General features: G+C 37.6%; 6 protein-coding genes and 3 tRNA genes. 1 reads left to right on the forward strand and 8 read right to left on the reverse strand.

The genetic code is table 11. From position 1 onward, the window contains the following. Positions 1-562: 562 nt before the first annotated feature. From E0W73_RS13185 to E0W73_RS13205, 5 genes are all read right to left on the reverse strand, one after another. A complete protein-coding gene (locus tag E0W73_RS13185; protein WP_135222538.1) occupies positions 563-1,057 on the reverse strand; it encodes a hypothetical protein in 495 nt (164 codons plus the stop codon). Further along, positions 1,044-10,865, reverse strand: a complete 9,822-nt coding sequence (locus E0W73_RS13190; RefSeq protein WP_135222539.1) for a SpvB/TcaC N-terminal domain-containing protein — start codon at positions 10,863-10,865, stop codon at positions 1,044-1,046. Before E0W73_RS13190 ends, E0W73_RS13185 begins: the two co-directional genes overlap by 14 nt. 69 nt (positions 10,866-10,934) lie before the next feature. After that, the gene (locus E0W73_RS13195) at positions 10,935-12,899 is read right to left on the reverse strand and encodes a T9SS type A sorting domain-containing protein (RefSeq protein WP_135222540.1); all 1,965 of its coding nucleotides are present in this window, start codon (positions 12,897-12,899) and stop codon (positions 10,935-10,937) included. A gap of 19 nt (positions 12,900-12,918) precedes the next feature. Next, complete coding sequence (locus E0W73_RS13200) at positions 12,919-13,650, reverse strand: outer membrane beta-barrel protein (RefSeq protein ID WP_135222541.1); 732 nt, start codon at positions 13,648-13,650, stop codon at positions 12,919-12,921. 10 nt (positions 13,651-13,660) lie between these two features. After that, positions 13,661-14,359 (reverse strand): outer membrane beta-barrel protein, encoded by a 699-nt coding sequence (locus E0W73_RS13205; RefSeq protein ID WP_135222542.1) that lies wholly within the window; start codon positions 14,357-14,359, stop codon positions 13,661-13,663. 531 nt (positions 14,360-14,890) lie between these two features. Between E0W73_RS13205 and E0W73_RS13210 the strand changes: the two genes are divergently transcribed. Beyond that, positions 14,891-15,619 carry a glutamine amidotransferase-related protein gene (locus E0W73_RS13210; RefSeq protein WP_135222543.1) on the forward strand — a complete coding sequence of 243 codons (729 nt, stop codon included), beginning with the start codon at positions 14,891-14,893 and terminating at the stop codon, positions 15,617-15,619. Between the two features lie 223 nt (positions 15,620-15,842). Here the strand turns inward: E0W73_RS13210 and E0W73_RS13215 are convergent. The 3 genes from E0W73_RS13215 to E0W73_RS13225 all read right to left on the reverse strand — a co-directional run bounded on the left by E0W73_RS13215 (position 15,843) and on the right by E0W73_RS13225 (position 16,154). Next, a tRNA-Leu gene (locus E0W73_RS13215) sits at positions 15,843-15,925 on the reverse strand. 44 nt (positions 15,926-15,969) lie between these two features. Continuing rightward, a tRNA-Lys gene (locus E0W73_RS13220) sits at positions 15,970-16,042 on the reverse strand. A gap of 40 nt (positions 16,043-16,082) precedes the next feature. Further along, a tRNA-Lys gene (locus E0W73_RS13225) sits at positions 16,083-16,154 on the reverse strand.

Genomic DNA, 16,154 nt, shown 5'->3' on the forward strand with positions numbered 1-16,154 from the left:
GATACTCATTCCTCCATTACTATTACTTTAAATTATAGAAAGCGGGTAACGTACCATTTTTTGTTAAACATAAAAATAAGGCTTCGAACACTTGTGATTGCAAGGCCATGCTATCGTTAATGGATATAAATCTGCTCAATCGGATTGCAAATCCGTGAGATTGGGTTTTTGATCTAATTTTTCTAGTCAGCTTTTAAGTAAAGTAATATTCTGCTAAAAATTAATACAAATAGAAAAATCATTCCACCTAGAAGGAAACTGCCAAGCAATACGATAAACCACCAATATGGCAAAACCCATATAATGTACTATATAAAGTAGTTTACTAAATCTTTTTACCATATTGCTTCATAATACTTTTCTCTGAAAATATCATCATTCAATCCCGAGAGATAAGATATTAGAAAAATAATTAAAAAACTTATTAGAAACAAATTACGAACTTTTTCATTTTTATGTAGATCTGCTTTTTCAAAAAGAGCATACCGATAGCACGGATTGCAAATCCGCGCTATCGGTACTTGAGATATATCTGCACAATCGGATAGTTTTTCACATACATTTATTTTTTAAAAAGATACTTGTATTTTCCGCAATCTCTTTTTAGGAATATTTTTTTATTCTGAAGAAAGTTTGTGTAACAATATTTGTTGCATTTAAAATCAAACTTCGCAATACCGATTAATTCGTCTTTTTTGTAAAAAAGCATTATGTCTTGGTAGCAATTTAAACATCTCGGATCTACCATTTTTGTGGGCGGAGCTGTACTGGTAAAAAAATCATCTATTTTTAATGCGAACTCAGGACTAATCTTGCATTCTGCGTAACCAAATTTAGAAAGATTTGAATAAGCTTCTACATTGGTTTTATGAGCAAAGTGAAAAAAATAAATTTCATGTTTTTGAGTATTGTCAGGAGGTCCTGGTATCATATATGTATTGCTATGATAATACAATACCTTATCATAAAAAGTATCTTTCTTTTTTTCTTCACATCCGACTAGAATAATGATTAGTGAGATGATTAATATTTTTTTTGCAAATTTAATTCTGTTCATTTAAATATTTTTTTACATCATTACTATTAGGTTTCCAATTCCAAGGAAATGACTTAATGAGTTTTCCATTTTTATATACATTCCAAGAACCTTTATTTTTTGTGCCATTTGTTGCGGTTCCGATATATTGCCCTTTTTCATTATATAATACATTTCCTGTAGCACCAACAGTTATTAATCCAGTTTTTTTATTCTCTATCGAGAGAGTTTTCGCTACTGAATTCTCACCATATGCACCTCTACAGCCATGTAATATTAGAATATGATTTTTCTTCGATAAAAAAGAACTACTTATATTATTTGTTTTAAGCCAGTTTCTCATATGTTCAGTATTAGAAACTGCATGATGAACTCCTTCTGCTTCAAAATAGATGGTGAGATAAGAATATCCTTTTGAATTTGAATCTCCATCTGTATACCATCCGTGTGAATAAATATGTGTTGTATTATTTTCTACTTTCTGCTTAACTGCATTGGCATAAATAGATTTATTTGTTCGAATATGAGATTCTTCATTTATTCTATCCGCTCTTTGTAATAAAGGATCTACAACAGTATTTTTATCGGCATTGAATATGGTTCCATTATTTGTAACCTCAGTTTGTTTTCCATTTGGATCAACATATTTTACAGGATTTTGATAACAATAAATATAAGGGTTTAAATTTCCACTATAATAAATACCTCCATTATGCTGTCCTTCAAAATAAAATTCATTCTCAAATACAGGATTAAAAAGCGCTAGTGGGTCAACATTCAACCACAACGAAGTTTTCATATCCAAATACCTAGCCCCATAATAACTCAAATTTGTTTCCCTATCCAATTCCTTTCCATTAAATAAATAAGGCGAAGAAAAACTAGATGAATGCTCCTCAAACAAAACCTCACCAAATGCAATATACTCCACATGTTGTGAAATAGAACCGTTTTTGTTGGTAATATACGAAGTACTTCCCAAATGATCAGGATGGAAATAGAAAATATCATTCTCAGGCATACCTGTTCCGGTAAAACCTTCTCCCGATTTTACGGTTTCGGGCTCAACCGGAGGGCCGAATTGTACTGGTGGCCCCGGTACATCTCCCGGCGCATTGAAAATTGGGTTTCTCGGCCATCCTTCTGGCGGTTCCTGATTTTCGTCTACCGGTTTAATTACTTCGCTTGGGTATGGATTTCCTGTAAACTCTGGCGTTGCATAAATGCCTTGTTGGGTCGGTGGTCCAGGCGGTAAGCCTAAACTTCGCACATAGGTATCTAATGCTTTTTGCTGCTCAGCTGTTAGTTTGGTGTAATTTACACCACCTGCTGTAATTCCTAATGGTTGTGCAAAAGCGCCATTCCCCAGTTTGCTTACAATACGTCCGGCACCTTCAAAATAATGTTTGGTAAATTTACCTTTACTAATTACAAAATACGGAGAAACATAACCCGTATAATCATCGGTATGTACAATCGTTGCAGCAGTTTCACCGTTTATAGCTACATTCTGCGAATCTCCTGAACTTTTAATAACACGTTCGCCTCCTGCATCATATGTATATTGGTGGATTCTACCGTTATCGTTAATTCCCATCAAGCGGTTTTCTTCGTCCCAAGTCATTTTTCTGAAGTTTTGGTCTTCGGTATAACTCGTTGGGTTTCCGTTACCGTCGTAAACGTACTCACGTGGAATAGCTTTTCCGACTTCAGCAATTTTATTTGGCGCGTTCGGATGTAATTCGTTATCGTAATTATAATCTAAGACATACCCTTTCTGAACATTATTAACGGTATGCACCAAATCTTTTTTAGTAATATTGTGCATTTTGTTGTAGCTCATATTCAGTTCGTAACTTGCTTTGGTAAATTCGCCCTGATAAGTCGCTTTTGCCGATTTTAATCGGTAAAAATCATCGTACTGATATTCGTGCGAAGATGTTCCTCCCAAAGTATTATTAACAATCGGAGCAGTGTTTTTGATGCTCAGTACATTTCCGACCAAATCATAACCGTAAGCATTGTTCATGACCTGTCTTGTGCCGCTTTTTACCTGCATTTGCTGTAACCTGCGCATGACAGGATCGTAAGTATAATTGGTTTCGGTATTGTTTCCGTATTTTAAATACTTGCGCTGTTCAAATTCGTCATAACTCAATTGTTTGATATAATCGTAAGTATGACTTTCTTTTTTACCCTGCATGCTCTGTAGGTTTCCAGCGCGGTTATAAGTATATTCTACTACCTCACCATCTGGATAAGTCATTTTCTGAATACGGTTCCAAGTGTCGTATTCGTACTGCGAAATATAGGTCTGAACATCTGTAGGCGTAATACGAAGGGTACGGATTTCTTTTTCAATTTCTCCCAGTTTCCCATAGAAAAATTCCTGACCACCGCTGGCATCCTGTACAAACCACAATCTGCCTCGACGAGATGCAGTTCCATCAGCTTTGCCGTAGTTATATTGCACATTATTCTGCGGATTTTTAGGATATTTTATGCTTTCTAAACGGTTGAAATTGTACACATATTCAATCGCACCGCCGTTTGGTACTGTGTTTTTGATGTCCTGTGTGATACGAGTAGTTAAGTTACTTGCCAAATCGTATTGCATCGTTGTTGTTCCAGCGTCAGGGTGTGTAAATTCTGTACGTCTTCCTAACCAGTCATAACTGCTTTTGGTAACATGATCCATAGCATCGGTTACTTTGATCATTTCGCCTAATGCATTGGTCTCAAACTTGGTTAATAAATCATTCTGCATGCTGGCTAAATTCTGTCCAGTGGCATCTGTAAATGTTTCAGCTGTTTTGTTTAATGCATCGGTCTGAGTAGTTTTTAATACCATTACTCCATCATAATCTTCCAAAACAAAAGTAGTAGTATTGGTACTTCCGTCGGGTAATGTCACTTTTACAGCTCTGTTAACTTCGTCGTATTCTGTTTCAGTTGGTGTAACATTTGACAATGCGGCACTCAAATTATTATCAATTGTAGTAGTGGTGGTAGGGTAGTAGCTGGTTATTGGCCTTCCTAAACCATCATAAATGATTTTTCCAGAGATAATATGCGCTTCCTGATCTGCACTTCCTGCCTGAGTAAACAAACTGGCTGTTTTTTTAACTTGTAAAGCTCTTCCTAAACCATCAGTGTAGGTGTATGTCTCAATATCTTTGTCTATTTCAGGATCGTAATTTTTGGTTTTGGCATACGGTACTTTTGCTTCTGGAAAATACTCGTACGCAATTGTGTACGGTTTTCCCGAAGCGATTTCGTATGGCGCTTTTATAGTTGCCGGACGGCCTTTGGCATCAAGTGTATAAATGATGCTTTGGTCGTTTCGGTCGGTCGTTTTTAATGGAACGCCGTAACGATAATCGTATTCCATCTTGCTTTGATAGTCAAATGCATCTTTTATTTCGGTCATGTATTGATGGTTTTCGCCATCAAATACATATTCCAAAGTCATTCGCTGATCTTTATGATTGGTTGGACCTGTAATTTTTTGCAGGTTTCCGTACGTATCGTATTCAATATCGGTAATGGCAATTTTATCCGCTGCAGCATAGTTTTTAATCTGTATTACTTCAGCAGTTTTAGTGTCGATTGTTGTCGCTCTTTTACGACGTAATCCATCAGTTGTATATACTTCCAATTGTTTCGGAATTCCGCCATAATAAGGAGTAGTGCTTTCGTGATACGTAATTTTAGCCGTTACTTTATCATCGGCAGTTCCATTTCCTAAATCTTCATACTGAATGATATTTCCTTTAGCATCATACGTATTAAAAGTGTTCGTTTCCAAATATTCACTACCTCCCTCGTATACTTTTTGATTGGTGTGAATCAGTCCAACAAAAATTCGTTTATCATCACAAGATGGCAAATTTAAGTCAGAAACCGGAACGCTGGCTTGCGTAGCCACATCAACAAAACTGTATTCATTTTCAGCCTCCTGACGCATTTTTCCGTTTTTGTCTAAAGTGTAACTGTGTTTTAAAAGGTTTTTTCTGAAATAATCCTGATTGTAAAACTCCTGAACAGTAGTCATGAAAACCGAATCATCAGCAGCATCAATCTGTTCCTGAATTACTTTTCCGAAACCGTAAAACTCTCTTTCACGACGGTCTTGATAACCGTCTTCATATCTAAACTTGGCAATCGAATGATCGATTCCGTCGCCCGTATGTCCGTCAAAAATGTCAACCGACTGTAAAACCCATTTGGCAGACGGATTTTCATAACTCGGTTTAGTCAGTTCGTAATCTACCGTGAAGCTATTTCCAGCACCGTTGGCGACGCTTTTAAGTTTGTTGGTTCTTTTGATGTTAGATAGCTGAACCGTTAAATTGTTATCGTCTGTAGAGACAACATAATCTAGATTTCCATCTCCGTCAATATCCATATACGTTCCTTCAGAACGGCTTGTGCTCCAGCCTTTGCTGCCGCCAACAGTTGGTGTTATACGAAGCAACCAAACGGTAATGTCAAACGAGAAATTAGCATTCATTCCGTAACTAACTCCTTTGTTTAGGTTCATTTCTGAAAATTTAGGATACGCTACGGGTTTGTCGAAAGAGTCTCCTAAGTTAAAAGCAACATTCATGGTATTACCTTGGTAACTAATTTTATCTGCTAGACCGTCACCATTGATGTCCATAAAAGACTCGTCGACATCAGACTCTGATCGGGCATAATTGGCGCCTCCAGAAATAGACCCCTGTTTGATGCTGAAACCTAGTCCGGCGCTCCAGTCTTTAGAAAAACCTTTGTTTAAGCTTCCAAGATTCCAATTGCCACCAGACACAAATCCATAACCTGTGTTCAACATTACATCTCCAGAATCTGTAATTTTATCAGGAAGTCCGTCGCCATTAATATCGCTGTGAATCATTCTGGCACGGTCTGTTCCTTTACCTTGCGACGCACTTACAGAAATTTGGTCTTTTGCTTTTTCTGCTTCTTCATCTGCGCAGGATCTTGATGCTTCTCGTTGTGCGGCGACTTTTCCAATCGTCATTCCTAAACCGCTTTTCGGAGATCCGTGACTATAACTTCCTCCGAAATTCGGACCTTCAGAAGTAGTTGTGGCATGACTGAAATTGTCTCCCAAATCGATGATTTCATCCGATATTTTTCCGACAGGAGCGGTTAGCTGCACATTTCCGCCTCGAATATAATCTGGAAAACGGTCTCCGTTAAAATCACTCATGGTCTGAGTAACATACGAATCCCCATCTATAGATTTGCTGTAACCTACATTTGCAAATCCGGCAGAAGCTCCAGCCGAAATACTTTTGCTTTTGCTTTCGCTGATCATATCCAATGCAGAAGTGCTGCCTCCTTGTAAATTCGGAAGCGAAAAATCGGTATAATCGGCTATGTCATCTTCTCCTAATCTTGAAGTTCCGATTATCTCGCCTTTTATGTAAATTCCTTCTTCTAGACCCTGCCATTTTGCTTTAGTGTAAGACGGATTTAGCGAAACAAAATAGTTGTTGGCCACTTCATACCCTTTTCCGTCATAATTTTCAGGATCTGTATTGTCTAAATCGGGTTCTGTATTATAAGCGTCAGATTGTTTTAACTGTGTTTCGTCTATGGTGTTAGAAGCCAATGTTCCGTTAATGATAAAACCTCCCCAGTTTCTTTGGGACAATCCTAAAGTTCGTTCGTCTGTTGTTAAAAGGCTGTAAATCGAAAAATCATCTGTGTTTCCGTTCCAAATTACATCATCAGTCAAATCGGCCAAATCTTTCAAGTCGGTTACCTGAACCTGAATTTTTAAAGCATTGGTTTTTGGATAATTTTTAATGATAGTAATCGACTGCTGATTAGAAACCGTCATTTCTAGCTGAATTGGAACTCCCGAAACAGCATCTGGATAAACCACCAAATTGTCAAAAGCATTCGTTACAGGAACAAGGGTTCCGGCAGTAATTTGAAAACGCTGACGAGCTAATAAAAGATTGTTTTGTTTGGCCGAAATAATTACTTCTCCGTTGTAATTGTTGATGTTTCCTGGATATTGAAAAGGAGTTGCAAGTATTAAATCTTGAGGCAATATACTTAACTTAACCTTGCCTCCAGTTGTTGAGGTGATTCCTGCAGTGTTACAATTTCCTTCGCGTTTGTTGTATAATAAATGCGAAACTTCTATAGGTGTTTCTTCTGCAACGCTGCCCGGATAAGCCGGTACAACTACGCTTGGAGAAAAAGAAACGGTCTGCCAGTTTATATTGGTCTGGGTTTCTAATGCCAAGCTGATTTGCGTTTCTGCTTCAAACGAAGGCAAAGTGATTGACGTCAGATTAAACGAAGCAACTTCATTTGCTAAAAATGTCTTTTCATAAACAACAACAGGCGGATCGTTCTGTTCCAAATACGTTTTGGTCACTACCAATCTGATATGATCTGACGTAACGGGTTTATTCAAAATTCCTTTCAATAAAACATTTCCTGCAGTCGGAATCGCTTTTCCGGCCAACGAACTGCTGAAAAAATCGCTGCTTGGCTTATACTCTGAGAGCGAATATAAATTGGCATCTTTTAAGTTTGCGGCATTGACATCACTTTCTGTAATGGTTCCGTTGAGGTCTCTGTCAAAATGTTTAAACTGCGAATAAGTTATAACAGGCTCCCAATTTACAGCATCAAAATTCCCGTCTTTTACTGAGCTGACTCTGAAATAAAGACGTTCGCCTTTTTCAACCGAAAGGACTGCGTTTTGTTTGGTTTTAACGGCATAATCTTGCGCTCCAATGGCTTCATTCCAAATTAATTGGTTTCCTTTTTGAAAATACAAATGCACACCATCGGCTTTGTCATCTCCAGCATTGTTTACATATTCGGCGCGGGCTTTTATTCTCTCTGGTGTAGTTTCTTCAACAAGCTGATATGCATGCGATACGCTGATGGTTCCTTTTACAGGCGCTTCCCACATACGAACTACATCGTGAAGCGGATTTTGTTTTTCAATTTCTTGGGCAGAAATAGTGGTATATCCCGGAATCGTAAGATCTCCTCCTCCAAAAATAGGAGAGGGCGTTCCTGAACTGCTGTTTTTAAAAGTTGGAACTCCGTTCTCCAATCGGTTGTAATAAACTTGGCCGTTACGAACAAAATCGATTAATCCGTCTCCGTTAAAGTCCATAAAATAGGCTTTTGTTTTACTGGTTGAGCGTTGTTCATCATAACCAATATTTCCGTATTTTAAATTTAAATCGACACCCCAGTTAAATGAAGTCGATTTTGAAAATCCCACATCGCTGATGTTGATTGCCTGAATTTCGCCAAAACCATTTTCTCCTGTTCCCGAAAGGTTTTTTCTATAATAAACACCATTTTTGGTTTTAAAAACTTTGTCAGGTAAACCGTCGCCATCTAAATCTTCTAAGATAGCAGCAGTGTCAGATTTTCCCCAGCTGTTTCCTCCGTGACCTCCAACGGTGAAACCTTTTAAACTCCCTGCATTGGTTGCCAAACCTATTCCGAGTCTGTAGCTCACACCTTCCGTGGAACCTTCGGTACTGCTTACCAACGAATGTTTTCCAGAGAATAATAAATCACTGAAAGCCGGAATAGAAGAGTTTGAAAGATTATCATTTGGAACATCCCAGCTTTGAACACTGCCAAACGGATTGTATTTTCCAGACGAATCACGAACATCATCAAAATAATCCATCGTGTTGGTATAGAATAATTTAGATTCTGAGTCGTATTCTGAAATCGATTCTAATAAAGTCTTTTTGAAAGCACCTTCTTTGTATTTGAGTTCGTAACTGCGTACCATGCTGTTTTTGTAGCGCACTTCGATTTTTCGCAACAGTTGGTTGTTCAGTTGTTTAAAACCTAATCTCGCAGAAACCTGAACATCAGGACGGTCAGTTTCTCCTAAATCTGAATTTTTAACGAAGGTTACCGTGTAATTTCCTTTTTCAGATCCGAAACCGGTGTAATAGACTTTTTTAAGATAAAGTTCGCCGTTGCGTTTATCATATTCGTAACTAATGGTGTTTCCTTTTAAATCTTTTTGCAGACAAAGCGCCCAATGCCCGACATTTCCTGAACCGTCCTGTAGCACTGCACTTGTATTAAGGCCAGACTCATTTCCTCCATAATAATTGGTTACGCCACTTTTGTCTTTTACTACCCAATAATAATTTTTAGGAGAAGAACCTTTACGGATGATTTGCTGAAAAGCTCCTTCACGTCTTGGATAAAACTGTTTATCAGAAGTTCTGCCAATCCATTCTGCTCGATGCGAATTCGGGATCAAGGCTTCGCCAGCAAGATTATAACTCTCGGTTTCTTTTGAAGCATCATATCGAGGTGCTCCCCAGCGGGTTTCGATATTTACAGATGGAGCCGAAATATCCCAGCCAGTTCCCGCCCAGCTATGTCCGCCATCACTGTCGTATTGTAAATTGAATGATGGTTGCATGCCACCTCTTCCGTTCGGGATTACGATAGAAAAACCAGTACTTGCCGTTCCTCGTCCGTTGGCAGAAGGTGGTGCGATTGACTGAATTCCAACTAACGGACTCGCTGCTTTTAAATCTTTAATGCTTGTTGGAGTATAACCTGAAGTTTCTGGTGATTCAGGCATTTTTATAATTCCGGCAATAAAGTCGGTAAAATGGGTTGTTTTGGCTTTTATGATTCCTTCCTTAATATGCAGCGAATCTTTGGTCACTTCTTGCCAAAGACGCTTGTTTTCATCAAAGTAAAAAACATTGATATCCTTCTCGGTATAACCTTCTGGAATAGCTTTTTTGTCGTAAGGAAGTGAAAGTGTAACGGCTTTTTCAAAAACAGTTCCGTGAGGTAATAATCTGAAACCGGCATTGGTAGCGGTAACATTGACCATAGCCGAATTAAGAGGCGCAATATCAATTTTTCTAAGACCGCTTACCGAAACAGAAATATTATTTTTTAAAGCTCCGGCAGGAAAAACCGCATCAAATTCTTTGTGCGACAAGGTGTTTTCTGTCTTAACATCAATAGTTTTAAAAACGCGTTCTTTTGCATTTTCGAGTGCTCGGTAATCTTCGACTTTGGTAAATTGATTGAGTTCTATTTTGTCATTTACCAATATGCCTGTAGTGGTTTCCTTGCTGATCAAAATCGTTTTTCCTGTATTTTGAGCATTCAGGATTAGTTCAAATTCAGGCTGGTTTACATCGACCGCAATTCCGGCAATGCTCATTTTTTTGATTTGCGAAGGAAAATTGGTTCCTTTGATGTATAATTTGTCATCTGCTTTTAAGAGCGTGAAGCCTTTATCAGCCGAAGCTGTTTTATAAACAATTCGGACATTTTTAATTTTATAGCTGTTCGAAATTCCTTCAGGAGCTGTAAACAAAAGTACATTATCGCCTTTGCGGAGCGACTTTTCAGATAAAAGCTCCGATTGTTTTGTCCAAGATTTATTATGCGATAAAAATTGTCCACCAATACTCGCCTGATTGTTTAAACTTCTTGAAATTGACGCTGCTCGATCATAGCCGTATAAATCATATTCCAAATAAGCATTCTCTGAAAAAGACGGAAGTTCATCAATTTTTAGATGAAAAACGTTGTCATAGGCATCATCAATATCTTCAGAATTTACAGTCCCGATAATCCCTTCCTGAATATCTGCTGAAAATAATTTTGTGCTTTTGCTTTCGTTTTTAAAAACAATGGCAGTATCAGATTGTACAATTGTTATGTTCTCTGTAAAAGTACTTTCAGAAAATAAAGATGTGATTTTATAATCTCCAAAATTTGCTGCAAACAAAAATGTGCCAATTAGAAAGAGCAGTAATATTGTTTTATTTTTCATAGAAAAGATAATCGGTTAGGGGCGATCGGTTTATATTATGTAATTCGGAAGCGGGAATCCTGAGCCGAATTATTTTACAATAACTTTAAAAGTCTTGGTTCCAAAATCTGAGTCTACCTTTAGTAAATACATTCCGTTTGGTCCCTGAATGTTGTCCTCGTACAGATAGGTTTCGATTTGCGTGAACTGTTTTTGTTTTACTAATGAGCCTGTTGGCGAATAAATACGTACTGAGGCATTTGTTTTTTTAGGAAACTGCATTGCAATAGTAAATTTTCCGTCGGGAGCAGGGTTTGGATACAGCATTAAAATACTTGAATCTGTAATTTCTTTCCCGTCTGTTGCTACAGCAATTTTTTTAGACGTTTTGCATTCTTGGTTGTTTGTCAGTCGGAGTTCGTAAACACCTGGTTGGTCAATTAGAATTTTTGCATTATCATCTATAAAATTTCCCTCGTAAAACCATTCGTACTGATAATTTCCGTTCGGAAGATCTTTGCTGGCATCTAAAAGCAATGCATTTCCGTCCGTCAGCAAATATTCTGATTTAAGATTCGGAAAAGTGCCTTCTTTGTCTGCTACAAATACAGTTTCGCTGTAGAGATTTCCTTTAGCGTCTTTTACAATATAGTCATAGGTTCCAGACGAAAGCTGCAGTCCAGATTTGCTTTTGGCAGCCTGATTCCATTTTTTTACGATGGCTTCGCTGCCTTCTTTTTTTACGGTAACAGTAAAAGGAGCTTCACCTCCCTCAATAGTATAATTAAGCTCTCCGGATCCGGCTACACCGCAAACTGCTTCGGTAATCCAAACACGGCTAAACATTTGCGGAGCGATCTTTAGCGTAAATCTAGCCGTTCCTTGTTTTTGTTTATTCCAATCAAAATCGTTTAAAACCAGTTTTTCGGTGCTAGAAGTGCTTCCTAAACGAATGTATTCGGAATCGTTTTCATCATAAGTTCCTTTTCCAGAATAATCCACCAACAGCCAATAAAAAGTGTCTTTTGGTAATGTTCCTTTGATAAATTTAGGATTGAAAGTCCAATTAAGGCTTAGGTCCGAAGGATTTGCAAAGTCTAGCTGCCATTCTCTCGAAACTCCAACCGGTTCTCCTTGTTCTTGTTTTTTGACGAGGAGTTCTTTTCCGTTATCGCTCCAAAACGCAAAATAATTGTTTGGAATTTTTTCTGATTTGCTTTTAAGTTCTATAGTCAGCAAGCCTTCATCAATCATATTGCTGCTTTTGGCTTGCAGCAATCCGCTGGCATCATCGCGGCCTACCGCAGTAATCGATGAAGTAAAGCCTTTATGTTTTTCGGCATCCCAGATAGTCTGTCCTTGGCTGTTGACGTAGTTTTTATTATCAAATTGAGAAAGAGAAATTCCGTATTTCATGGCCAGATAACTTGCTGCTCTTTGGGTTTCGGCACCAGATAAAACGCGATTGTAGACCAAAATTTCGCTGATGTTTCCAGCAAAGGCCACGGGAGGTAATTTTTCAGCCTTTGATTTTTGGCCAATAGTCAAAGAAGACGCTTTGGCGACACTATCGGTAATATTTTGCTGAAAAAAATGAATGTTCGCCTTGTGCGGTTTTATTTTTTCTTGGTACGATTGGTAAGAATACTTTTTTAAATCGACCAAGCGTTTGTTGGTTGCGGTAGAAAGCGTTTTTTCAGGATCGTTTATGGTCCATAAAAACTGCTCCTTTAAACTGTCTTTTACTTTATAAACCATAAACAACGTCTGACGTCTTTTGCTGTCGGTGCCTAGAGGCAGAATCAAAGAATCCTGCGTGGTGTCAAAAACAATGCTCGGGTTAAAATTGAAAGCCTTTCCATTTTGTTTTGCGGCAGTTATTTTTCCCTGTTTATCTGTTAAGTTTTCCCAATAATAATTTTCACCAATATTTTTTGGTTTGATCCAGAAATAAGGGTCTGAAACGGCTCCCGGTAATGGTTTTTGTTGCGAAGACGCTATATTTCCGGTCAGCGACGATATAAAAACTAAAGCTGAAAAAAACTTTTTATACATAATACAGAGTTTTTAATTGCTAGAAATTAGCTAAATCATCAAAGTCAAAAGAATACCCGATGATTAGAGAAATACTGTTGATCTTATTTTTGTTTTCGCTATAGCGATGTCCGTTTTCTTCTGTAGCCAATGCGTCTGTAATGCCTATGGTGTATCGAGCTCCAATAGATAGATTTGAGCTGAACTCATAGCCTGCAGAAAGCATTCCGTAGAAGTAATTTTTTCCAGTAAGAGATTCTTTTAAAACTTTCTGTACGTTGGCATCGGGTTCAAAATAAACTCCCGAATCTGCAAATATTTGCTGTGCATTAGAAGTATATTTGATATTGTCGCTCGCAATATTAAACCCAACATAAGGACCAAAGCCAACATAAAATCCTTCTACAGGATAATATTTGAACTGAGCTCCAACGTTGATATAGCTGTATCCAAAAGTCATTTTGTATTTAAGACCTTTTACGTCTTCATAATTCAAATCGGTTGATTGTCCCGAATAGGAGATTTCCGTCTGGATGCTTACTTTGGCATACGGATATTTCCAGTTAATGAAAAGTCCGCCCGTACCGCCAAACTTACCTTCTTCTTTTAAAGTATATCCTTCGTAGATACCTTTTGGCACTATCACATCCGGAAGATTCGACATTTTGGAGTAGATACCGCCACCAAAAAGGCCATATGTTATTTCTCTGTCACTTTGTGCGAAAACAGATTTGTTGCTTACCAATAAAAGAAGCAGAATGATTTTTTTCATTTTTTATAAATTACCATTGATGAAAACTATAGCCTACCGAAAAGCAAAAAACACTGCTTTTGTTTTGATTTTCGATGAACTGAAAAGAGGAAGCATGACTTTTGACCATATCTTTTACTCCGAGATAATAGCGCATGTCAAAATGAATGCTTTTATGGAGTTCATATCCTAATGCAAAGCACAATGCAAAATCGCCTGCACCTTCGAGACCGTCTATGTAAAACTGTCTTGTCGCTACATCGTACATTCCATTGGCTTCGTTAGAAGTATAAGTAACATTATTGGGAGATAAGTTAATGCCGTAAAATGCTCCAGCACCCAAATTGAGGCCTTCGTACGGATACACTTTGTACAATGCGCCGATTTGCAGATAGGAGTAGTGAAGCCCCAAATCAAACTTTTTTCCTAGAGCATCCTGATAGGTGACTTTTTCGCCAGATTGTCTAAACAGGATCTCGGGCTGAATGGCAACGCGGGTATCGTAAAGTTTTAAATTAAGAAAGAAACCTCCTTCTAGCCCATAAACACCTTGATTTTCCATAGTGCTGTTGTCAAAAGTGTTGTCTCGTCCTTTGATGCTTTCTGGCAGATTACTGATTTTAGAATACAGTCCGCCTAATTTTAATCCGTAAGTGATGTTGGTTTCGTTTTGGGCGTATATGGAATTAAAAAAGCACGAAAATATTAATAAGCGTAATATTACTTTCATCAAAAAAAATTTTTGCGAATATATGTATTAATTATCACTACTTTTTACGGAATCCCGTCAAACGGGTGTTTTTTATCGACAAACAACGTTAATTTTTAACCAGAAAGGCTGTAAGAGGCTTTTTGATAGATTTAAGGTAGATTTTTAACTTTTGTTTAAAGGCAAAAAACTGTTCAATATTTCTGAATGGATTTTTGTTATAAAAATGAGGCTGATTGTATTTGAAGCTGGACTAGCTGTTTTATTTCTAAACTGTGTCACCCCAAAAGTTAAGAAGTGAAGTAGTTTTATACTGGAATTATTATTCATATAACCCGTTGGGTGTAATTAAAAAAATAAAAGCATTTTAACACATAGAAGCATAGTTTTTTGTGCCGAAAAAAAGAAAATGGAAGAAACAAGTTTCCACACATAGCTAAACTATGTGCATTTAGACTAGTGAAACGCCTTTTTTAAGTTTAGTTAAACTATGTTTCTATGTGTTGAAAATAATTTAACCCAACGAGTTATTCATATAAAAAAATAATATTGATGAACGTCCATTTTATACAACACGAATTATTTGAAGCGCCTGGTGCTTACTTGAACTGGGCTGAAAAGCGTGAACACTTTATATCGTTTTCAAAAATGTTTGAAAACGATATGCTTCCGCATGCACTAGAAAATATAGATATGCTCATTGTAATGGGTGGCCCCCAAAGTCCTAATACTACGCAGGAGGAATGTTCGCACTTTAATGCAAAAGCGGAGATTTCGTTAATTCAAAAATGTATTCGAAAAGGAAAAGCTGTCGTAGGGGTGTGTTTAGGAGCGCAGCTTATTGGTGAAGCATTGGGTGCAAAATTCGTATATAGTCCCGAAAAAGAAATCGGAATCCTGCCAATTCGGTTGACAGATTATGGTCTAGAAGATTCTGTCGCACATTTTGGAACATCTTTAAAGGTTGGGCACTGGCATAATGATATGCCCGGGCTTACGGCAGATTCTAAAATATTAGCAGAAAGCGAAGGATGCCCGAGACAGATTATTGCATATTCAAATTTAGTTTACGGATTTCAATGCCATATGGAACTTACGCCCAATGTTGTAGAGTTGCTTATTGCAGAAGACGAGGATTTTTTAATCCAAAATACCACACACAAGTTTGTTCAAAAGCCAAATGAAATTAGAAGCTATGATTTTGCAGCAATGAATGAGAAACTGTTTTTGTTTTTGGATAAGCTCGTTGCCGATTTTGAAAAGACTTCTCGTATTAAGTAATCTTTTTTAATTGACTAGCTATTTGTGTTTGTTGATCTTTAATTTTTTTTTCTCACTCCACAAAATTTTAATATCTGTCCATTTGTACATCTGTATTGAAAACATAGCCAGTGGATTTCCTCCTGACCCGTCATGTCGGACTATTGTCGGATTAATTTTAGTTCATAAAAACAAAACGCCTTGATTTGACAAGGCGTTTGTTGTTTTCTAAATGTAGTTTGTGTGACCATGGAGGGATTTGAACCCTCACGCCCTTGCGAGCACCACCCCCTCAAGATGGCGAGTCTACCGTTTCTCCACATGGCCTTAAAAGAAAAAAGGTCAAGTAAATTAAATTACTCGACCTTTTGTGACCCGACTGGGGCTCGAACCCAGGACCCCATCATTAAAAGTGATGTGCTCTACCGACTGAGCTATCGAGTCAATGCTATCAAGAAACTTATTTTGTTAATTACAAATTTTGTGACCCGACTGGGGCTCGAACCCAGGACCCCATCATTAAAAGTGATGTGCTCTACCGACTGAGCTATCGAGT

It is taken from the genome of Flavobacterium foetidum, from assembly GCF_004634245.1.
GTDB classification, from domain to species: Bacteria; Bacteroidota; Bacteroidia; order Flavobacteriales; family Flavobacteriaceae; genus Flavobacterium; species Flavobacterium foetidum.